This is a genomic window from Corynebacterium jeddahense, assembly GCF_028609865.1.
In the GTDB taxonomy this organism is placed as follows: Bacteria; Actinomycetota; Actinomycetes; order Mycobacteriales; family Mycobacteriaceae; genus Corynebacterium; species Corynebacterium jeddahense.
Genome location: NZ_CP063194.1, coordinates 1,956,510 through 1,977,180, shown reverse-complemented (window position 1 = coordinate 1,977,180; position 20,671 = coordinate 1,956,510). Strand labels below are relative to the sequence as shown.

The window sequence follows — 20,671 nt, the reverse complement described above, 5'->3', positions numbered from 1 at the left end:
GCAATCGGTGCGCAGTCTATCGCACGGCGCGAGCGCGGCTAGAAGTCGAATCCCCCGAAGTCGAACCCGCCGAAATCGCCGAAGTCGCCGCCCCCGAAGTCTCCGCCGTCGAGATCGCCACCCAGGTCGCCACCGAGCCCGTCGCCCAGGCCACCGGCCTCGAACGCCTGCGCCGACGCGGCGCCGGCCATCCCGCCGAACAGGGCGGAGTAGAACATCATCGAGCCCGCGGCCCACACGCCCGTGGCCAGTGCCGGGGCCCACCACGCGGTGGAGTACCAGCCCGCCGGAACCGGGCGGCCCGCCACCGCGCCGCCGGGGTAGTAGTGCGGGGTGTATTCGGTGGCGTACGGCGAGGCGGTGACCTGGGTGCCGTCCGGCTGCGTGATCGTGCGCTGCTCCGTCACGCGACCGGCCTGGCGCTGGCCCTCGAGCTCCGGCAGCTGCGGGCCGGCGGGCAGGCCCATGATCTCGCGGGCGGCGTTGACGTAGTGCAGGCCCTCGAGCGCGGACTCGCGGGCGAGCATCGCCTGCTTCACGGTGCGCGCGTCGGCGAGGCCGGCGGAAGCGGCGGTGAAGCGCTCCGAGGCGTCCGCCATGGCTTGGCGGGAGGCGTCGTCGGTGCCGGAGAGGTTGAGCACCTGGGCGCCGAGCCGGTCGGTCCAGCGTTTGGCGTCCGCGAGGGCGTCGTCAAGCGAAATCTGCTCCTGCTGGCGCAGCTGGCGCCGCGAGGGGGCGGGGCCCGGCGAGCGCCGCCCGCCGCCCGACATCGGCAGGAACAGCATGGTCGCGAAGATGAAGAAGAGGAAAATCAGACCGAACAATGTGGCTCCTTGGATCGTTGCACGTGTTTGGTTCAACTGCCCCGGCTGCGCTAACATTCCGGGCAGCGCTGACGCGTGCGGGAATGTCGTATAGTGGCTAATACCTCAGCCTTCCAAGCTGAAGACGCGGGTTCGATTCCCGTCATTCCCTCCAAGGTGAACGCCGGGTTAAACGACAAAATGTGTGTCTGGCTCCGGCGTGTCGCGGGGTTAGATGTGGCCTTTTTGGATGCCGATTGAGTGTGTGTAGTTGGTGTCGATAGCGTTGTCGTAGAGGGCTGGTCGTCCGGTTTCGTGGTCGGCTTGGTTCTCGTTGTGGGTCAGGGTGGATACTTTGGCGAGTTGGTCCTGGCCCCAGTTGGACTGCCTGGCGATCTCTACCGGATCGTCAGGCAGTTCCGTTTGCAGATACAGCCACCACTCCAGCATCCGGCGTTGATGCTCCCCGGATCTGCCGCGGTGGGTGCGGGCCAGCAGTTTCAGTTGGGCGTTGATGCCGCCTTCTAGGCTGTTGGTGGTGGATTTGATCCGGCTGGCATCGAGGACACCGTCGGGTGGGTCGAGATAGACAAATAACAGCTGGTTGCGCCATAGGTGGTTGAGGCTGTTGTAGGCCTTGCGGGTGCGTTCATGTGTCCATGACCAGGTGCGTTGCCGTGTCGCCGGGTCGGTTGTCCACGTTTTCTGGTTCATCCAGTCGCGGTAGATAGTGCCGTATTCGTGCAGCTGCGCACCCCACGCGGCGGCTTCGTCAAGATCGGTGATTTTCGTGAGGTTGAGCGCAAGCTGGTAGATCGCTCGTCCTGCATCGGTGCGTGGGCGTGCGGTGGTGTGCCGGCGTACCACGCGTTGGGCGTGGACGAGGCAGCGCTGCACTTTCGTTGTGGGCCAGCATGTCTTGATCGCGCTGGCAGCACCTTGGCCGCCGTCGATGACAGCGATCAGGGGTGCGGGGATACGTTCGAGAAGTCTTTGGTAGTCGCGGGTGGTTTCACGTGTGCACCAGTGCCAGGCGATGACGTGATCCAAGGTGGCGGCCACGATGAGACACCCACCGGCGGTGTAGGTGCCGTCAAGAAAGACCTGGTCGTAAACCCGGCCTTCGTGCCCGATTGTGGGATCGGGGATATCAACTAGCCAGAAGTGTTCAAACCGGCGTTGCAGGGTACGAGGATGACACCCTGCTTCGGCGGCAGCGGTGTTCAAGCTTGCACCGGTCGTGAGGTGGGCGATAAATGCTGCGAAGGCTGCGGAGTTGGTGATATCGGGGCGCTGCTTGGTGGTGGAAGCGCCGCAGTTCTTGCACCGCCACCGGGTGCGGTTGGCAGAAGTCTTTCCATTGCGTTTCATCTCGCCGCCGCACACCTGGCAGCGGGGTTGGTTCTTCGGCATTGATCAAGCCAACACCGGCTACTACCACATGCTGCTGTCACACCCCAGTATTTCGCCGCCCCGGGGCGGATATAAGCTCCAGGAGCATATACTTTCCGGATTACCCCTGGTCATCCCAAACAAATCGACGAATCCGGACACACATTTTGTCGTTTAACCCTGAACGCCGGCTCCGGTTGCGGGGCCGGCGTTTTTGTGCCCTCAATGCTGGGGGTGTCGTATACCCCGCTACAATGACTGTCCTGAGCCGCAAGCGGTCGCCCGATTCGGCTCATACCGTGCGGTTTTACCACCGAACGGGGCGTGGCGCAGCTTGGTAGCGCACCTGCTTTGGGAGCAGGGGGTCGCAGGTTCAAATCCTGTCGCCCCGACAACGGCGGGCCTGCGAAGGCGGGGCCGCCACATAACGAACATCTGACACTCGTTTCCACGAACTAGTACAGGAGAAATCCGTGAAGACTTCCGTCGACAAGCTCAGCGACACCCGCGTGAAGCTCAACGTCAGCGTGCCGTTCGACGAGCTCGGCAAGGAGATCGACCAGGCGTACGCGGCCATCGCGCAGCAGGTCACCATCCCGGGCTTCCGCCGCGGCAAGGCACCGCGCCAGCTTATCGACGCCCGATTCGGCCGCGGCCCGATCCTCGAGCAGGTCGTCAACGACATGCTCCCGACGCGCTACGAGCGGGCGCTCCTGGAAAACGACCTCAACCCGCTCGGCCAGCCCGAGATCGAGATCACGAAGATCGAGGACAACGACGTTGTCGAGTTCACCGCGGAAATGGACGTCCGCCCGGAGATCGAGGTGCCGGACTTCTCCAAGATTGACGTCACCGTCCCGGAGCTCAAGCTTGACGACGCCGCGGTCGACGCCGAGCTGGATACCCTCCGCGAGCGCTTCGGCGAGCTGAAGGACACGAAGCGCAAGCTGAAGAAGGACGACTTCGCGGTCATCGACCTCGAGGCCACCATCGACGGCGAGAAGCTCGGGGAGCTCGGCGCCGAGGGGCTGACCTACCACGTGGGCCACGACGAACTCATCGATGGCCTGGACAAGGCCATCAAGGGTCTGAAGACCGGCGAGGACGCCGAGTTCACCAGCGAGGTGCAGTTCGGCGACCACAAGGGCGAGGAGGCGACCGTGAAGGTCACCGTCCAGCAGACGAAGGAGCGCGTCCTGCCGGAGCTCGACGACGAGTTCGCGCAGATGGCTTCTGAGTTCGACACCGCCGACGAGCTGCGCGAGGCGACCCGCGAGCAGGTCGAGGAGAATGCGAAGGCGCAGCAGGCCGCCGACATCCGCGACGAGGTGCTCAAGGCGGCCCTCGAGCAGGTCGAGTTCGCGTTGCCGGAGTCCATCGTCGACGAGCAGGTGCACAACCAGCTCCACCAGATCCTCGGCCAGATGGCGCACGACGAGGCCGCGTTCGCCCAGCTGCTCGAGGCCCAGGGCACGACCCGCGAGGAGTTCGACAAGCAGTCCCGCCAGCAGGCTGAGGAGTCCGTGCGCACCCAGCTCTTCCTCGACGCCGTCGCCGAGGCGGAGCAGCCGGAGGTTTCCCAGCAGGAACTCACCGACCACATCCTGTTCACCGCGCAGTCCTACGGCATGGACCCGAACCAGTTCGTGGCCCAGCTGCAGCAGTCCGGCCAGATCGCCAACCTCTTCTCCGACGTGCGCCGCGGCAAGGCCCTCGCCGCCGCCATCTCCCGCACGTCCGTGAAGGACGAGGCCGGCAACACAATCGACCCGAACGAGTACTTCGGAGAGATTGAGGACGACGCCGACGCCGAGGTTGCGGAGACGACGGCCGAGGAGAAGTAGCCCTTCTCTCACACAGCGGCCGAGGCGCGCTCGCGTCTCGGCCGCTTTCGTGTGCCTCTGCCCCACAACTCAGACGCGTACGCTGGTAGCGAACAGGCTCGGAGCCGGCGCACCCCGCGGGTAGGGTGGGGTCGTTGAACTGACGAACTAGCGAAGGAGCCTCTCTGATGACTTCCCCGACCCAAGGCATGAACCTGGGAGACTCGGTGTACGAGCGCCTCCTGCGGGAGCGCATTATCTTCCTGGGCCAGCAGGTGGACGACGAGATTGCCAACAAGCTCTGCGCCCAGATCCTGCTGCTCTCCGCCGAGGACCCGACCCGGGACATCAACCTCTACATCAACTCGCCGGGCGGCTCGGTCACGGCGGGCATGGCCATCTACGACACGATGAAGTACTCGCCGTGCGACATTGCGACGTACGGCATGGGCCTCGCCGCGTCGATGGGCCAGTTCCTGCTCTCCGGCGGCACGAAGGGCAAGCGTTACGCGCTGCCGCACGCCCGCATCATGATGCACCAGCCCTCGGCCGGCGTCGGCGGCACGGCGGCGGACATCGCGATCCAGGCGGAGCAGTTCGCGCAGACGAAGCGCGAGATGGCCGAGCTCATCGCGGAGCACACCGGCCAGAGCTTCGAGCAGATTACGAAGGACTCGGACCGCGACCGCTGGTTTACCGCCCTCGAGGCGAAGGAATACGGCATCGTGGATCACGTCATTGAGAACGCCGCGCAGGCCGGCGAGTACGCGATCGGCGACTAAGGCACAAGGCACTCACCGAGAAGAGGAGACAACGACTATGACCTTCCAGATGCCCAATTCCCGCTACGTGCTGCCGCAGTTCCTCGAGGAGACCAGCTTCGGCACGAAGCAGATCGACCCGTACGGCAAGCTCTTCGAGGAGCGCATCCTCTTCCTGGGCACCCAGGTGGACGACACCTCCGCCAACGACATCATGGCGCAGCTGCTCGTGCTCGAGTCCCAGGACCCGGACCGCGACATCACGATGTACATCAACTCGCCGGGCGGCTCCTTCACCGCGCTCATGGCCATCTACGACACGATGCAGTACGTCCGCCCGGACGTGCAGACCGTGTGCCTCGGCCAGGCCGCTTCCGCAGCCGCGGTGATCCTCGCCGCCGGTGCGAAGGGCAAGCGCGCCGCGCTGCCGAACTCGCGCGTGCTCATCCACCAGCCCGCCACCGAGGGCACCCAGGGCCAGGTCTCGGACCTCGAGATCCAGGCCGCGGAGATCGACCGCATGCGCCGCCTCATGGAGGAGACGCTCGCTCACCACACGGGCCGCACGGCGGAGCAGGTGCGCATCGACACCGACCGCGACAAGATCCTCACCGCCCAGGAGGCCGTGGAGTACGGGATCATCGACCAGGTCTTCGACTACCGCAAGCTCAACGGCTAGCAGCACACGAAAAAGCGCCCGTCCCCGCGGGCGCTTTTTGCGTATCGACGAAACCTTCCGGCCTACTCCGCCTCCGCCGAGGTCGACGCCGCAGGCTCGCAGAGGGTGACCGCGCTGCGGATCGCCTCCGGCGCGTCCTCGAACTCGCCGCGGGACCAGCAGACCTTGCCGTTCTGGTTGCCCGCCGGGTCGACGGAGACCCACCCGGTGCCGCGGGCGACCCAGTAGTAGTCCTGCCCGTCGGAGGTGACGGTGCGCGCCCACTCGCGGTTGCAGAACGTGCTGTACTCCTCGCTGCCGGTGCGCGCGCCCTGGGTCGGCCAGGCGCAGGCGGCGCCCGGCTCGTCGGCGGCGGAGTTCTCGCGCGCCGGTGCGGGGGCCGCCGGCGCGGGTTCGCGGGCGGCGTTGCCCGAGCCGGACGAGCCCGAGCCCGAGCCCGAGCCCGAGCCCGAGCCGGAGGAGCTGGAGCGCTTCCTCGTCGACGTCTTCGTGGACGTGCGCGTCGAGCTGGAGCTCGAGGACGAGGAGGAGCTCGACGTCGAGGTGGAGGTGGTGGTCGACTCCTCGGTGGTCTCCTCCGTCTCCTCGGCCTCGGTGGTCGTCGGGGTCGGGGTGGGAGTGACGCTGGTCTGCGGGAAGTCCAGCACCGGCTCGGGGAGACGCACCTCGTCGGCGGAGGAGTCCGAGCAGCCGGTGAGCAGGGACGCGGACAACACCGCTGCGGCGGCGAGCGGAAGGGTGCGGCTACGGGTCACGGCAGGATCGTTCCTTTGCGGTGAAAAACTCTGTGAACGTGTCCAGGCTAGCCCATTACTCGGCGAGGAATCGCGTGAGTACGTCGTTGAAGTCCGCCGGGTTCTCAATCGCCACCTGGTGGGCGCCCGGATCGATGACGACGGACTCCGCCGGACCCGAGACGCCGGCGGCGATCTTCGCCAGCGCATCGGGCGGGCAGGTCGGGTCGCTCGCCCCAGCGATGGTGAGCACCGGGCATTCGATCAGGCCCAGCTCGGCCTCGAAATCCCACGTTGCCAGGGCGTCGCCGTTCTGGGCGTAGCCTTCGTCGTCGACCGAGTCGATCATGTCCCGGATGGTGCGGATGGTGTCCGGATGGTCTCGTCGATACGCGGGTGTGAACCAGTTCTCCACCAACCCGTCCGCGAGCGCGCCGGTGCCATCGCGGCGCGCGGTGGCGGTGCGCTCCTCCCACTTCTCGGCGCCGCCGAGGAAGGTGGCGGTGGAGGCGAAGACCGCCCTGTCCACGCGCCCGCTGTGCGCGGCGAGCCACTGTGCGATCGCGCCGCCGAGCGAGAGCCCGACGACGTCGAAGCGGTCGACACCGCACTCGTCGAGGGCGGCGAGGACGTCGCGCGCCAGCGTCTCGACGCCGTCCGGCCCCTCCGCGGGCGTCCCCGAGGAGCCGTGGCCCCGGTGGTCGACGGTGATCACACGGTAGGTCTCAGCGAGGGCCGGGATCTGGGCGTCCCACGCCTCGTGCGTCGTGGCGATGGAGGACAGCAACACAACGGTGCGCTGCGCGGTGTGGTTTCCGTACTCGGTGGTGTAAAGCAGTGCCATGGCCCCATTGTGGCCAGTTTCCCCGGCGCGTGTCTGCCCGCCCTGTACGGTTTGACGCAACCACTATGCTCGGTGGGGTTAACAGGCAACGGGAGTAGTTAGGCGCATATGGCAACCACGCACGACAGCGCAAGCCTGCTGAAGTGCTCTTTCTGCGGGAAGAGCCAGCAGCAGGTGCGCAAGCTCATCGCCGGCGGCGGCGTCTATATCTGCGACGAATGCATCGAGCTGTGCAACGAGATCATCGAGGAGGAGCTCGCTGGCGCGCAGCGCACCCAGGAGGGCGACGAGGACCGCCTGCCGCGCCCCTCGGAGATCACGGCGTTCCTTGACGAGTACGTCATCGGCCAGGACACGGCGAAGAAGACCCTTGCGGTCGCGGTGTACAACCACTACAAGCGGATGCGCGCGGAGCAGTCGAACGTGACCAGCCGCAAGCGCGACGAGGACGTCGAGATCGCGAAGTCGAACATCCTCCTGCTCGGGCCGACGGGCTCCGGCAAGACGTACCTCGCGCAGACGCTCGCGCGGATGCTCAACGTGCCGTTCGCCATCGCGGACGCGACGAGCCTCACCGAGGCGGGCTACGTCGGCGAGGACGTGGAGAACATCCTGCTCAAGCTCCTGCAGGCGGCGGACTTCGACGTCAACCGGGCGCAGCACGGCATCATCTACGTCGACGAGGTGGACAAGATCTCGCGCAAGAGCGAGAACCCGTCGATCACCCGCGACGTCTCCGGCGAGGGCGTGCAGCAGGCGCTGCTGAAGATCCTCGAGGGCACCGTCGCCTCCGTGCCGCCGCAGGGTGGGCGCAAGCACCCGAACCAGGAGTTCATCCAGGTGGACACGACGAACATCCTGTTCATCGTCGCCGGCGCGTTCGCGGGGCTGGACAAGGTGATCGCCGAGCGCGTGGGCAAGAAGGGCATCGGCTTCGGCGCGGAGATCGACTCGAAGGACGAGCGCGACGAGGCGGACCTGCTCGCCCAGGTGCAGCCGGGGGACCTGGTGAAGTTCGGGCTCATCCCCGAGTTCATCGGCCGCCTGCCCATCATCGCGCACGTCAACGACCTCGACCGGGACTCGATGAAGCGCGTCCTCGTCGAGCCGAAGAACTCGCTGGTCAAGCAGTACCAGCGCCTCTTCGCGATGGACGGCGCCCAGCTCACCATCACCGACGGCGCGCTCGGCGTCATCGCCGACAAGGCCGCGGAGCGCAAGACCGGCGCGCGCGGACTGCGCGCGATCATGGAGGAGCTGCTCGTGCCCATCATGTACGAGCTGCCGGACCGCGAGAACATCGCGGAGGTGGTCATCGACGAGGCCGCGGCGCGCGGGGAGGGGGAGCCGAAGTTCGTCGAGGCGGAGACGAAGCGCTCCGCGTAACGACGCGCACCTTCGGCCCTACACGATCCCCCCGTCGCCACTGTAGAGGTCCGGGTCCTCGACCGGGATCTGGTCGGCCTCGAGGTAGGACTCGTAGCCGGAGTAGGAGATGTTCGAGGTCACGAACGCCAGCACGGCGTCGATGACCATGCGCCGCATCCCGTCGATGTTGCGGCGCGTGCCCAGGTCGACCCGGCTCACCCGCTGCGCCGTCATGGCGTTGCCCACCCGGAAAAAGCAGAGCGATGAGATGAGGGTGAGCAGGTCCACCGCCGTGATGCCGGGGCGGAACGCGCCGGCATCCTGTCCGGCGAGCAGCAGCCCCTCGGCGTGGAGGGCGACGGCGCCCGCGCCGGAGAGCACCGTCGCGTCCTCGTCGACGGTCACCGGGTCGAGGTTCTCGCGCAGGATGAGGCGCACGGCGTCCGGGTTGTCTAAGAACGCGTGGTAGAGCGCGTCGACGAAGCGGCGCATCCCCTCCACGGCCACGGCGTGGGAGCGGTTGAGGATCTCGTCGGGCGGGGAGACGCGCTCGAGCGCCACCTGCAGCGCGCGCATGTACAGGCCCCGTTTGTCGCCGAAGTGGTAGTGGATCATCCGCTTCGTCATGCCGGTCTGCTTCGCCAGCGCCTCCACCTTCACGGCCGCGTAGCCGTCGCGGGCGAAGGCGGTGATCGCGGCGTCGACCACCTCGTTCGGGGAGGGTGCGCCGGATGACAGGTCGGTCACGTCCGTCCCCTTTCTTGCTTGCCTCACCCATATCGTGCACCACAGGGGCCGAATGGCGTGCTTTTCGGGCGAAACCTGCCCCCAGCGGGGGTAGATTGGGGTGCATGGCTGAACTCACATCTGCACCCCAGAAGGTTGTTGTCACCGGCGCCGCGGGCAACATCGCCTACTCGCTGCTGTGGCGCATCGCGGCGGGCGACGTGTTCGGGCCCGAGCAGCCCGTCGACCTCACGCTGCTGGAGATCCCGGATGCCGTGCGCGCGGCGGAGGGCACGGCGATGGAGCTCGCCGACTCCGCGCTGCCGCTGGTCAGCACCATGAACGTCACCGACGACGCCGCGGCCGCGTTCGACGGCGCCCAGGCGGCGTTCCTCGTCGGCGCGAAGCCGCGCGGCAAGGGTGAGTCACGTGCGGACATGCTCGCGGCGAACGGGAAGATCTTCATTGGCCAGGGGCAGGCGATCAATGCGGGCGCCGCCGACGACGTGCGCGTCCTCGTCGTGGGTAACCCGGCGAACACGAACGCGTACATCGCGAACAAGGCGGCCCCTGACGTGCCGGCGGATCGCTTCAACGCGCTCATGCGGCTCGACCACAACAGGGCACTGTCGATGCTCGCGGCCCGCCTTGGGGTGCCGTCGCAACGCATTGAGCGCCTCGTGGTGTGGGGCAACCACGCGGACACCCAGTTCCCGGACATCACGTTCGCCACCGCTGACGGCGCGCCCGTCGAGGTAGACCGCGCGTGGTACGAGGACGAGTACATCCCGCGCGTGGCCAAGCGCGGCGCCGAGATCATCGACGTGCGCGGCAAGTCCTCGGCGGCGTCCGCGGCGTCGGCGGCGGTGGACCACATGCGCGACTGGGTCCGCGGCACGGGCGAGCGCTGGACCACGGCGGCGCTGCCGTCGCGCGGCGAGTACGGCGTCGACGAGGGCCTCGTCTTCGGCTTCCCCGTGCACGGCGACTGGGAGGTCGTCGAGGGGCTTTCGCTTAGCGACGACCAACGGGCCCGCATCGACGCCAACATCGAGGCGCTGCGCGGGGAGGCGGCGATCGCCGACAAGCTGTTTTAGGGCGCTGGTTAAGATAGGGCGCGTGACTGAGAACGATCTTGCGAACGATCTGAACCGCGCCGACGCCCTGCCCAAGTCGTGGGAGCCTTCCGCCCACGAACGTGACCTCTACGAGGGGTGGGTCGACGCAGGCTACTTCACGGCCGACGCGGACTCGGACAAGCCCGCCTACTCCATCGTGCTGCCGCCGCCGAACGTCACCGGCCAGCTGCACATGGGCCACGCGCTCGACCACACGCTGATCGATTCGCTCGTGCGCCGCAAGCGCATGCAGGGCTACGAGGTCCTCTGGCTGCCGGGCATGGACCACGCCGGCATCGCCACCCAGACGAAGGTGGAGGCGAAGCTCAAGGCCGAGGAGGGCAAGGACCGCTACGACTACGGGCGCGAGGAGTTCATCGACCGCGTCTGGGAGTGGAAGGAAAAGTTCGGCGGCACGATCACGACGCAGATGCGCGCGATCGGCGACTCGGTCGACTGGTCGCGCGAGCGCTTCACGCTCGACGAGGGCCTTAACCGCGCGGTGGTGACGATCTTCAAGCAGCTCTACGACCGCGGGATGATCTACCGCGACCACCGGCTGGTGAACTGGTCGCCGGTGCTCGAGACCGCGGTGTCGGACATCGAGGTGATCTACAAGGACGTTGAGGGCGAGTTCGTCTCCATCCGCTACGGCTCGCTCAACGACGACGAGCCGCACCTCGTCGTGGCCACGACCCGTGTGGAGACGATGCTCGGTGACGTCGCCATCGCCGTCCACCCCGACGACGAGCGCTACCAGCACCTCATCGGCGAGGTGTTCGAGCACCCGCTGCGCGAGGGCATGCGCGTGACCGTCATCGCCGACGACTACGTGGACATGGAGCTCGGCACCGGCGCGGTGAAGATTACCCCGGCGCACGACCCGAACGACTACGAGATGGGCCTGCGCCACAACCTGGACATGCCGATCATCATGGACGAGCAGGGCCGCATCGCCGATACCGGCACCCGCTTCGACGGGATGAGCCGCGAGGAGGCCCGCGTCGCCGTGCGCGAGGCGCTCGCGGAGCAGGGCCGCATTGTCAAGGAGGTCCGACCGTACGTGCACTCGGTGGGCCACTCGGAGCGCTCCGGCGAGCCGATCGAGCCGCGCCTGAGCCTGCAGTGGTTTGTCAAGGTCGACGAGCTGGCCAAGATGTCCGCTGAGGCCGTGCGCAACGGCGACACCCAGATCCACCCGGCGTCGCTCGAGCAGCGCTACTTCGACTGGGTGGACAACATGCACGACTGGACGATCTCGCGCCAGCTGTGGTGGGGCCACCGCATCCCGATCTGGTACGGCCCGGAGGACGAGAACGGGCAGCGCGACGTCGTCTGCGTCGGCCCGGACGAGGAGCCGCCGGCCGGCTACGAGCAGGACCCGGACGTGCTGGACACCTGGTTCTCCTCGGCCCTGTGGCCGTTTTCCACGATGGGCTGGCCCGAGAAGACGCCGGACCTGGAGAAGTTCTACCCGACGACGGTGCTGGTCACCGCCTACGACATCCTGTTCTTCTGGGTCGCGCGCATGATGATGTTCGGCACCTTCGCTGGCACCACCACGCCCGAGATCCTCGGCGAAGGCAAGGACGGGCGCCCGCAGATCCCGTTCGAGCACCTCTACCTCCACGGCCTCGTGCGCGATGAGAAGGGCCGCAAGATGTCGAAGTCGCTGGGCAACGGCATCGACCCGATGGACTGGGTGGAGCGCTACGGCGCCGACGCGCTGCGCTTCGCGCTCGCCCGCGGCGCGAACCCGGGCGTCGACCTGCCCATCGGCGAGGACCACGCCACCGCCGCCCGCAACTTCGCCACGAAGCTGTTCAATGCGACGAAGTTCGCGCTCATGAACGGCGCGTTCGTCGACGAGCTGCCGCCGCGCGAGCAGCTTACCGACGCCGACCGGTGGATCCTCGACCGCGCCGAGGAGGTCCGCGCGAAGGTGGACGCCTACCTCGACGACTACCAGTTCGCGAAGGCCAACGACGCGCTCTACCACTTCGCGTGGGACGAGCTGTGCGACTGGTACCTCGAGATCGCGAAGACCCAGATCCCGCGGGGCGCCGCCGACGCTTCCGCCGAGGAGCTCGAGCGCGGCCGCACGACGCAGGTCGTGCTCGGCCGCGTCCTCGACGTCGTGCTGCGCCTGCTGCACCCGACCATGCCGTTCATCACCGAGGTGCTGTGGAAGGCCCTGACCGGCGGCGAGACGATCACGCTCGCGCCGTGGCCGACTGAGGCGGACACAAATGGCGGAGCTGCCGTCGATACGCAGGCCCGCTCCCGTGTCGAAGACGCGATCAAGCTCATCACCGAGCTGCGCCGCTTCCGCTCCGATCAGGGTGTGAAACCGTCGCAGAAGGTGCCCGCGCGCATCGACTTCGCCTCCGCGGACCTCGCGGGGATGGAGGAGCTCGTGCGCCAGATTGCGAAGGTCGAGGCGCCGGGGGAGGGCTTCACGGCCTCGGCGAGCATCGAGATGCGCCTGAGCAAGGCGAACCTCGACGTCGCGCTGGACACGTCCGGCACGGTCGACGTCGCCGCGGAGCGCAAGCGCCTGGAAAAGGAACTCGCGGCAGCGCAGAAGGAGCTGGACACCACCGGCGGGAAGCTGTCGAACGAGCAGTTCCTCGCCAACGCGCCGGACGCGGTGGTGGAGAAGATCAAGGTGCGCCAGCAGGTCGCGCAGGAGGAGTTCGAGCGCGTCACCGCCCGGCTCGAGCAGCTCCCGGAGGCTGGTGCGTAGGTGGACGACGAACGCTACGACATCGAGCAGACCGACTCGGGCCTGACGCTCAACCTCGGCGCGCCGGGTGAGGGGCCGGACGATGCCGCCGCTCCGCGCGCGGTGGGCGAGGAGGATCTGCGCGCGCTCGCGGAGGTCGAGGAGGAGCTCAAGGCGCGCTGGCCGGAGACCGAGATCGACCCGAGCCTCGAGCGCATCGAGCTGCTCATGGACTACCTCGGTGAGCCGCAGAAGTCCTGCAAGATCATCCACGTCGCAGGCACGAACGGCAAGACCTCGACGGTGCGGATGATCGAGTCGCTCCTGCGCGCGCTCGGCCACCGCGTCGGGCGCACGACGAGCCCGCACCTGCAGACGATCACCGAGCGCATCGGCATCGACGGCGCGCCGATCCACCCCGCCGACTTCGTGCGCATCTACCGCGAGATCGAGCCGTACATCGAGATGGTCGACGAGCGCACCGGCACCCCGATGAGCTACTTCGAGGTCATGGTGGGCCTCGCGTTCGCGGCGTTTGCCGACGCCCCGGTGGACGTCGCCGTGGTCGAAGTGGGCATGGGCGGCACCTGGGACGCGACGAACGTGGTCGACGCGGACGTGGACGTGATCATGCCCGTCGGCCTTGACCACACGGAGTACCTCGGCGACACCATCGCCGAGATCGCGGGCGAGAAGGCCGGCATCATCCGCTCGGCCGATGCGGTCGCCGTCATCGCGCAGCAGGAGCCGGACGCGATGCGCGTCATCCTCGAGCGCGCCGTCGAGATCGGCGCCCCCGTCGCCCGCCTCGGCACCGAGTTCGACGTCGCGTCGAGCGAGGTCGCCGTCGGCGGGCAGCGGCTCACGCTGCGGGGCCTGTCCGGCGAGTACGACGACATCTTCGTCCCGCTCTCCGGCCCGCACCAGGCGCAGAACGCGTCGGTGGCGCTCGCGGTGGTGGAGGCGTTCCACGGGGCGTCGTCGGAGCGCCAGCTCGACGCGGACGCGGTGCGCGCCGGGTTCGCGGCGGCGTCCTCGCCGGGGCGGCTCGAGCGCGTGCGCGCGACGCCGACGACGTTTATCGACGCCACCCACAACCCGCACGGCGCGCGTGCGCTCGCGAGCGCGATCGAGCGGGACTTCGACTTCGCGCGCCTCATCGGCGTGCTTGGCATCCTCGGCGACAAGGACGCCCGGGGCATCATGGAGGCGCTCGAGCCGGTGCTCACGGAGGTCGTCGTCACGCAAAACTCGTCCCCGCGCGCGGAGGACGCCTACGAGCTGGCGGAGACCGCCCGCGAGGTGTTCGGCGACGAGCGCGTCCACGTCGAGGAGCACCTGCCGGCGGCCTACGCGCTTGCCGTCGAACTCGCCGAGGAGGCGCTCGCGGAGGTCGGCGTGCAGTCCGGCTCCGGGGTGCTCATCACCGGCTCCGTCGTCACCGCAGGCGAGGCGCGCGCCATGTTTGGAAAGGACCCGCAATGAGCACAACACGCCGCGAGCAGGAGATGGGCCCGCTCGGCCCGGGCAAGCAGCCCGTGAAGGACCCGCTCGCCGGGCTGACCGGCGTGCTCTCCGGCACGCTCGTCATGGAAGCGATCACGATCTTCCTCATCCTCACCGTCATTCTGAAGGTCGACGGCGGGGAGCACTGGACCACGTTCAACTGGGTTTACATCACCGTCATCGGGCTCGCGCACGTAGTGGCGGCGTTTTTTCAGAAGAAGCCGGCCGCGCTGTGGGTCGACCTCGCGCTGCAGATCCCGCTCATCTTCGGATTCTTCATCCACTGGTCCGTCACGGCCGTGGGCATCATCTTCGGCATCGTGTGGTACTTCGTCATCCGCATGCGCTCCGAGATCGTGCAGCGCATGCGCGGCGGTTACCTCACCACCCAGCACCTGGGCACGGCGGAGGACTAACGCAGCTCGCGCCGCAGGATCTTGCCGGCGGCGTTGCGCGGGACCTCCTCGACGAACGTCACGCCCCGCACCTTTTTGTAGGCGGTGACGCGGGCGGCCACCCACGCCATGAGGCCGGCGGCATCCACCCCGGCGCCGTTTCGCTTCACGACGAACGCGTGCGGGACCTCCTCACCCCGGCCGTCCACGCGCCCCGCGACGGCCGCGTCCGCGACATCCGGGTGCGTGAGCAACACCGCCTCGAGCTCCGCCGGCGCGACCTGGAACCCGTGGTACTTGATCACGTCCTTCGCCCGGTCCACGACGGTGACGGTGTCGTCCGCGTTGACGCGCGCGACGTCGCCGGTGCGCAGCCAGCCGCCGGCGAGCGCGGCCCGGGTGGCCAAGGGGTCGCCGCGGTAGCCGCGCATGAGCTGGGGGCCGCGGACCTGCAGCTCGCCGTCCGCGCCGTCGGGGGCCTCCGCGCCGGTGGCGAGATCCACGACGCGGAACTCGGTGTTGGGCACCGCGAAGCCGATGGTGCCGGGGTTGGAGCGCCCGGAGATGCCGACGTGCGTGACCGGGGAGGATTCGGTCGTGCCGTAGCCCTGTAGGAGCACCGTGCTCAGGCGCGTCTCCACCCGCCGCGCGAGCGCCTCGTCGAGCGGGGCGGCGCCGCAGACCATGTGCGCGCACGCGGCGAAGTCGCGCGGGTCGATGCCGGGGTCGTTCGCGAGCCGCAGCGCGATCGGCGGGGCGATGAAGGAGAGCTCGATCGCGTGCTCGCGGTGCGCGCGGGCGAACTGCGCGAGGTCGAAGCGGGCGGCGGTGAAGACGTGGCGGCGCGCGGCGAGCGAGGACAGCAGCAGCGTGTTCAGCCCGTAGATGTGGCTGAACGGCAACGGCGCGGCGACGCGGGTACCCTCGCCGATCCCGCTCGCAGCGAGCGCGGCGTTGAACTGCAGCGCGTTCGCGACGATGGAGCGGTGGGTGAGCTCCACAGCTTTCGGCAGTCCCGTCGTGCCGGAGGAGAACGCGACGACGGCCACCGCGTCCGCGTCCGGGTTGACGACGGCCGGCGGGTCGAAGCAAGGGGCGCCGCCGGGGTGCAGCGTGCCCTCGGCGCCGGCGAGGTCGGCGAGGCGGCGCGCCTCCGCATCGACGAGCGTGTGCCCGATGAGGCAGGCGGTGGCGCCGGCGCGGGACGCGGCGAGCAGCGCGACGGCGAAGTCGATCGAGTTGGGGGCCCGCAGCGCCAGGGTGGTGCCGGGGCGGAGGGAGCGCGAAGCGGCGTCGACAAGCGAGAAAAGCTCGCCGTACGTGACGCTGCGCTCGGTGTCGAGCTCCGTGATCGCGGGCAGGGCGGGATCGGCGCCGTCGAAGGCGAGGGCGTGGAGCGGGGTGCCGGGCAGCGCGATGCCCGGCAGCGGGCTGCGGTGGACCATGGTGATCCAGGCTACGGTATGCCTCATGCGCATCGTGAGCTTTGTCCTGGCAGCCGTGTTCTCGCTCGTCGCCGTGGTCGCGGTGTATACCACCGTGCCCGGGTGGGTGGGCACCGTGGCGATCGTCGCGGCGGGGCTCTTCCTCGTCCTCGGCTTCGCCGAGCAGTACCGCCGCCAGGAGCGGGTGGAGCCGCAGCTTGACGACGAACAGCGCCTCACGGTGCGCCGCATGAAAGAGGAGGGCAACACGCAGCTGGCGATCCAGCAGGTGCAGCTGTGGTTGCGGGGCGTCTCGCAGGAGGACGCGGCGCGCATCGTGCGCGGCGTTTAGGTAGGATTTGGTGCCATGACTGAACGCACTTTGATCCTGATCAAGCCCGACGGCGTTGCGAACGGCCACGTCGGCGACATCATCTCCCGCATCGAGCGCAAGGGCCTCAAGCTCGTCGAGCTGGACCTGCGCACCGCGGACCGCGAGACCGCCGAGAAGCACTACGCCGAGCACAAGGACAAGCCGTTCTTCGGCGAGCTGGTGGACTTCATCACCTCCGCCCCGCTCGTCGCCGGCATCGTCGAGGGCGAGCGCGCCATCGAGGCGTGGCGCCAGCTCGCCGGCGGCACCGACCCGGTGTCGAAGGCGACCCCGGGCACGATCCGCGGCGACTTCGCGCTGTCCGTGGCGGAGAACGTCGTCCACGGCTCGGACTCGCCGGAGTCCGCCGAGCGCGAGATCGCCATCTGGTTCCCGAACCTCTAGGGTTCGCCCCCAAACCGGACTTCTTGACGGCACCGCAGCTTGCACGGCTGCGGTGCCTTTGTCGTTGACGGGGGTACCGAGCTGAATTTTTCCAAAGTGATGTTGTATAAATTGTGTTGCATGTGAACGTGGGAGCAGGAAGGCGGTTGTCGGTGTCATCTCGGTCGGAGCAGGCTCGCGCGGTGGAGAAGCGCGGGGTCATTCTCGAGTCTGCGTTGGAGCTGCTGCTCACCGAGGGACTCAAGGGCGTGACGCACCGCCAGGTGGCGGCCGCGGCGGGGGTGCCGGTCGGATCCATCGGCTACTACTACTCCACCCGAGACAAGCTCGTGGCCACGTGCTTCGAGCGGCTTGTCGACGGCCGCCACGCCGCCTACGGCCAGGCCACCTCTGGCGAGGTCGACCTTGCCGACCCGGTGTGCCTCGCCGAGGCGAGCGTGAGCGTCGTCGCCTGCGGCCAGCCGGAGCGCGCCCGCGCGGTGGTGAGCGCGTTCATCGAGGGCCAGCGCGAGGACAGCGAGGTCGGCGACTCGATCGAGCGGGCGCTTGCCGAGCTCAAGGATATGATCGCCGAGCTCCTGCGGCGCGGCGGGGTGGAGCAGCTCAGCTCCGCGCGCGTGCTACAGATCGTCGTGGGCGCCGCCGTCACCGAGCGCCACCCGACCGCGCCGGTGGCCGCGGTGGCCGACCTGTTGCGCCTCGCCGAGCGGTAGGGGTCGAGCAGCCCGGGCGGGGCTGTGCCACAATGGGTGCGCAAGCGCTCGAGCGCTGAAAAACTTTCACACTCGCGCCCTCGTGCACCGCGCCGTGCGGCCGCTCCAGCACACGCTGGCAGCGCCCGGCCACCCTCGCACGGGGGCGTGGCCGAACTCAACTGGAGAACGTCGCTTTGGCAACACACGAGGAAAACCCCTACGCATCCTTCGACCGCTCCAAGCTCCGCGACAAGACGCGCGTCTTCGCCCTGGCGAAAGAGCTGGGCGTGCCGTCGAAGGAACTGGTCGTCGCCCTCTCCGAGCTCGGGGTGGTCAAGGTCGCGCAGTCGACGCTGACGAGGGCGGAGAGCGAGCAGCTTCTCGACGCGCTGGCGCAGCGCACCGCCCCCAGCAGCGCCGACGAGTCTGGCGAGGCCGAGAAGATCCGCCAGCGCGTGCGCAAGGACGTCGAAAACGAGATCCACCAGATCGAGCAGAAGGTCGACGCGGACCTCGACGCCAACGCGGTTGATGCGGAGCCGCTGACCGACGTCGAGCCGGACGTCACCCCGGCGCCCGAGGCGGAGGCGACGCACGCGCCGCTGTTCAAGGCGCCGGAGCGCAAGCGCCGCCGGGCGAGCCGGCCCGCCGTTGAGGAGACGGTGGCGCAGGAGGAGCCGGAGGACGTCGATACGCAACTGCCCGATGAGCCTACCGCGATCAAGGGGTCGTCGCGGCTCGAGGCGCAGCGCCGGCGCCGCAGCGAGAAGCGCGAGGAGGAGCGCAAGCGCTCGCGGATTGTGAGCCAGGCGGAATTCCTTGCGCGGCGCGAATCCGTCGAGCGGATCATGGTGGTGCGCGAGCGCGACCGTCACGACGGGGTGGGCAAGCTGACGCAGGTCGGGGTGCTCGAGGACGGGCTGCTCGTGGAGCACTTTGTGACGTCGGAGAACCAGGCGTCCATGATCGGCAACATTTACCTCGGCCGGGTGCAGAACGTGCTGTCCAGCATGGAGGCCGCGTTCGTGGACATCGGGCAGGGGCGCAACGGCGTGCTCTACGCAAGCGAAGTGGACTGGAAGGCGGCGGGGCTTGGCGGGCGCTCGCGGCGCATCGAGCACGCGCTGAAGTCCGGCGACCAGGTGCTCGTGCAGGTGACGAAGGACCCGGTCGGCCACAAGGGCGCGCGGCTGACCACGCAGATCTCGCTCGCCGGGCGCTACCTCGTGTACGTGCCGGGCGGGCGCAGCGCCGGGATTTCACGCAAGCTGCCGGCGCCGGAGCGCAAGCGCCTCAAGGAGATCCTGAACAACGTCGTGCCGGGCAAGGGTGGGGCGATCATCCGCACCGCCGCGGAGAACGTGCCCGAGGAGGCGATCGCCGCCGACGTGAACCGGCTGCACAACCAGTGGACCGCGATCCAGGAGCAGGCGGAGAAGGAAAAGCAGTCGAAGGGCGCGAAGCCGGTGACCCTCTACGAGGAGCCGAACGTGCTGGTCAAGGTCGTGCGCGACCTGTTCAACGAGGACTTCACGTCGCTCATTGTCGACGGGCGCAAGCCGTGGAACACCGTCCACGCCTACGTGCAGTCCGTCGCGCCCGACCTGCTCGACCGGGTGGAGAAGTTCGACCGCGCCGAGCACGGTGGCAAGGACGCGTTCGAGGTCTACCGGGTGGACGAGCAGCTGCAGAAGGCGCTGTCGCGCACGGTGTGGCTGCCGTCGGGCGGCACGCTGGTCATCGACAAGACCGAGGCAATGACCGTCGTCGACGTGAACACCGGCAAGTTCACCGGCGCCGGCGGCTCGCTCGAGGAGACGGTGACGTCGAACAACCTCGAGGCCGCCGAGGAGATCGTGCGCCAGATCCGCCTGCGCGACATCGGCGGGATGATCATCATCGACTTCATCGACATGATCCTGCCCGAGAACCAGGAGCTCGTGCTGCGCCGCCTCAAGGAGGCACTGGGCCGCGACCGCACCCGCCACCAGGTCTCCGAGGTGACCTCGCTCGGCCTCGTGCAGATGACGCGCAAGCGCCTGGGCAACGGGCTGCTGGAGACGTTCTCCACCGAGTGCGAGTGCTGCGGCGGCCGCGGCGTCATCGTGTCCGACGACCCGGTCGAGCACGACCCGTACTCCGAGCACGGCCGCGAGCGGGAGCGCGAACGCGAGCGCGAGCGGGCGAGGGGGCGCACACGGCACCGGGAACGCGCCGAGGCGCGCGAGCGCGAGGCGGCGCGGGAGGCCGGTCGCGGCGGCGCGCGGGGCAAGGCGCGCAATACCGCGCACGACGATGTGCGAACCACCGCCCCGGACGCCGGCAAACGCCTCAACGACGACGAGATGGACGACCTGCTTAACTCCATCTTCAGCGACGACGACACTCCGAAGCGCGCCGACGACGCCGAGAAGCCACGCTCCTCGCGCCGGCGCGGGCGCCGCGGCGGTAACCGAGGCCGCGGCCGGGCGGAGCAGCGAGAGCCGCAGCAGGCGTTCGAGGAGGCCGTCGCGGAGTTCGAGGCCTCGCCGCGCCGAAAGCGCCGCACCCGCGGGAACTCGCGCTCGGACCAGCGGCCGCGCCCGGAGGACTTTGAGGTAGAGGCGGAGACGGCCGCCCCGAAGGAGCAGGCAGCGAGCGAGAAGGCCGCGCCGAAGCCAGCAGAGGGACGCCGGGGCCGGCGCCGGGCGACGCGCAAGACCGGCAACGCGACGGAGCACGCGCCGCAGGAGCAGCCGCGGCCGGAGCGGGCCACGCAGGAGCGCGGGGAGAAGCCGGAGGAACGTCGAGAAGCTGGTGCCTCTCCCCGGCGAGGGCGGCGGCGCGCGACCCGGCGCAACGGGTAGCGCGGTTTGATAACGGGCGAGGTGCCGGTGTAGTCTTGCCGAGTCGCTGTTTCG

General features: G+C 68.6%; 18 protein-coding genes and 2 tRNA genes. 14 read left to right on the top strand and 6 right to left on the bottom strand.

Annotation, left to right across the window (positions count from 1 at the left end):
* Window positions 1–38: 38 nt before the first annotated feature.
* Window positions 39–785: a DUF1542 domain-containing protein gene (locus tag CJEDD_RS09570; protein ID WP_420536346.1), complete on the bottom strand. Its 747-nt coding sequence runs from the start codon at window positions 783–785 to the stop codon at window positions 39–41.
* A 118-nt stretch (window positions 786–903) separates the two neighbouring features.
* Between CJEDD_RS09570 and CJEDD_RS09565 the strand changes: the two genes are divergently transcribed.
* A tRNA-Gly gene (locus CJEDD_RS09565) sits at window positions 904–978 on the top strand.
* Window positions 979–1,034: 56 nt separating this feature from the next.
* On the opposite strand, the gene CJEDD_RS09560 is transcribed toward CJEDD_RS09565, so the two are convergent.
* Window positions 1,035–2,216, bottom strand: coding sequence for an IS1249 family transposase (locus CJEDD_RS09560; protein WP_273657494.1), 1,182 nt, complete (start codon window positions 2,214–2,216; stop codon window positions 1,035–1,037).
* 297 nt (window positions 2,217–2,513) lie between these two features.
* On the opposite strand from CJEDD_RS09560, the gene CJEDD_RS09555 reads away from it, so the two are divergent.
* From CJEDD_RS09555 to CJEDD_RS09540, 4 genes are all read left to right on the top strand, one after another.
* Window positions 2,514–2,587: transfer RNA gene (locus CJEDD_RS09555), tRNA-Pro, on the top strand.
* 81 nt (window positions 2,588–2,668) lie between these two features.
* Window positions 2,669–4,039 (top strand): trigger factor, encoded by a 1,371-nt coding sequence (tig, locus tag CJEDD_RS09550; RefSeq protein WP_042405036.1) that lies wholly within the window; start codon window positions 2,669–2,671, stop codon window positions 4,037–4,039.
* Between the two features lie 167 nt (window positions 4,040–4,206).
* Window positions 4,207–4,800 carry an ATP-dependent Clp protease proteolytic subunit gene (locus CJEDD_RS09545; RefSeq protein WP_042405039.1) on the top strand — a complete coding sequence of 198 codons (594 nt, stop codon included), beginning with the start codon at window positions 4,207–4,209 and terminating at the stop codon, window positions 4,798–4,800.
* A 37-nt stretch (window positions 4,801–4,837) separates the two neighbouring features.
* Window positions 4,838–5,458: an ATP-dependent Clp protease proteolytic subunit gene (locus tag CJEDD_RS09540; protein ID WP_042405040.1), complete on the top strand. Its 621-nt coding sequence runs from the start codon at window positions 4,838–4,840 to the stop codon at window positions 5,456–5,458.
* Between the two features lie 62 nt (window positions 5,459–5,520).
* Here CJEDD_RS09540 and CJEDD_RS09535 read toward each other — a convergent pair whose 3' ends face one another.
* Together CJEDD_RS09535 and CJEDD_RS09530 are read right to left on the bottom strand one after the other, a co-directional pair.
* Window positions 5,521–6,213 carry a hypothetical protein gene (locus CJEDD_RS09535; RefSeq protein ID WP_052333700.1) on the bottom strand — a complete coding sequence of 231 codons (693 nt, stop codon included), beginning with the start codon at window positions 6,211–6,213 and terminating at the stop codon, window positions 5,521–5,523.
* A 55-nt stretch (window positions 6,214–6,268) separates the two neighbouring features.
* Window positions 6,269–7,036, bottom strand: coding sequence for an alpha/beta fold hydrolase (locus tag CJEDD_RS09530; RefSeq protein ID WP_042405042.1), 768 nt, complete (start codon window positions 7,034–7,036; stop codon window positions 6,269–6,271).
* A 108-nt stretch (window positions 7,037–7,144) separates the two neighbouring features.
* Here CJEDD_RS09530 and clpX point away from each other — a divergent pair, with 108 nt between their 5' ends.
* Entirely contained in the window at window positions 7,145–8,422 is a 1,278-nt protein-coding gene (clpX, locus tag CJEDD_RS09525) for an ATP-dependent Clp protease ATP-binding subunit ClpX (RefSeq protein ID WP_042405045.1), read from the top strand.
* An 18-nt stretch (window positions 8,423–8,440) separates the two neighbouring features.
* On the opposite strand, the gene CJEDD_RS09520 is transcribed toward clpX, so the two are convergent.
* Window positions 8,441–9,151, bottom strand: coding sequence for a TetR/AcrR family transcriptional regulator (locus CJEDD_RS09520; RefSeq protein ID WP_052333701.1), 711 nt, complete (start codon window positions 9,149–9,151; stop codon window positions 8,441–8,443).
* Window positions 9,152–9,255: 104 nt separating this feature from the next.
* On the opposite strand from CJEDD_RS09520, the gene CJEDD_RS09515 reads away from it, so the two are divergent.
* Genes CJEDD_RS09515 through CJEDD_RS09500 form a run of 4 tightly spaced genes read left to right on the top strand, consistent with a single transcriptional unit; the run spans window position 9,256 to window position 14,895 of the window.
* Window positions 9,256–10,227, top strand: a complete 972-nt coding sequence (locus tag CJEDD_RS09515; protein WP_042405047.1) for a malate dehydrogenase — start codon at window positions 9,256–9,258, stop codon at window positions 10,225–10,227.
* Window positions 10,228–10,240: 13 nt separating this feature from the next.
* A complete protein-coding gene (locus CJEDD_RS09510; RefSeq protein WP_232297656.1) occupies window positions 10,241–12,994 on the top strand; it encodes a valine--tRNA ligase in 2,754 nt (917 codons plus the stop codon).
* Window positions 12,995–14,458, top strand: coding sequence for a bifunctional tetrahydrofolate synthase/dihydrofolate synthase (gene folC, locus CJEDD_RS09505; protein WP_042405049.1), 1,464 nt, complete (start codon window positions 12,995–12,997; stop codon window positions 14,456–14,458).
* Window positions 14,455–14,895, top strand: coding sequence for a DUF4233 domain-containing protein (locus CJEDD_RS09500; RefSeq protein WP_042405051.1), 441 nt, complete (start codon window positions 14,455–14,457; stop codon window positions 14,893–14,895). The genes folC and CJEDD_RS09500 overlap by 4 nt, the downstream gene beginning before the upstream one ends.
* On the opposite strand, the gene CJEDD_RS09495 is transcribed toward CJEDD_RS09500, so the two are convergent.
* Window positions 14,892–16,319, bottom strand: coding sequence for an AMP-binding protein (locus tag CJEDD_RS09495; protein ID WP_042405052.1), 1,428 nt, complete (start codon window positions 16,317–16,319; stop codon window positions 14,892–14,894). The two genes, CJEDD_RS09500 and CJEDD_RS09495, sit on opposite strands and share 4 nt — an antisense overlap.
* A gap of 25 nt (window positions 16,320–16,344) precedes the next feature.
* Between CJEDD_RS09495 and CJEDD_RS09490 the strand changes: the two genes are divergently transcribed.
* From CJEDD_RS09490 to CJEDD_RS09475, 4 genes are all read left to right on the top strand, one after another.
* The gene (locus CJEDD_RS09490) at window positions 16,345–16,650 is read left to right on the top strand and encodes a hypothetical protein (RefSeq protein ID WP_042405054.1); all 306 of its coding nucleotides are present in this window, start codon (window positions 16,345–16,347) and stop codon (window positions 16,648–16,650) included.
* Window positions 16,651–16,665: 15 nt separating this feature from the next.
* Window positions 16,666–17,076: a nucleoside-diphosphate kinase gene (gene ndk / locus CJEDD_RS09485; RefSeq protein WP_042405056.1), complete on the top strand. Its 411-nt coding sequence runs from the start codon at window positions 16,666–16,668 to the stop codon at window positions 17,074–17,076.
* Between the two features lie 152 nt (window positions 17,077–17,228).
* Entirely contained in the window at window positions 17,229–17,789 is a 561-nt protein-coding gene (locus CJEDD_RS09480; RefSeq protein WP_198132954.1) for a TetR/AcrR family transcriptional regulator, read from the top strand.
* A gap of 176 nt (window positions 17,790–17,965) precedes the next feature.
* Entirely contained in the window at window positions 17,966–20,617 is a 2,652-nt protein-coding gene (locus tag CJEDD_RS09475) for a translation initiation factor IF-2 N-terminal domain-containing protein (RefSeq protein ID WP_052333702.1), read from the top strand.
* Window positions 20,618–20,671: the final 54 nt, after the last annotated feature.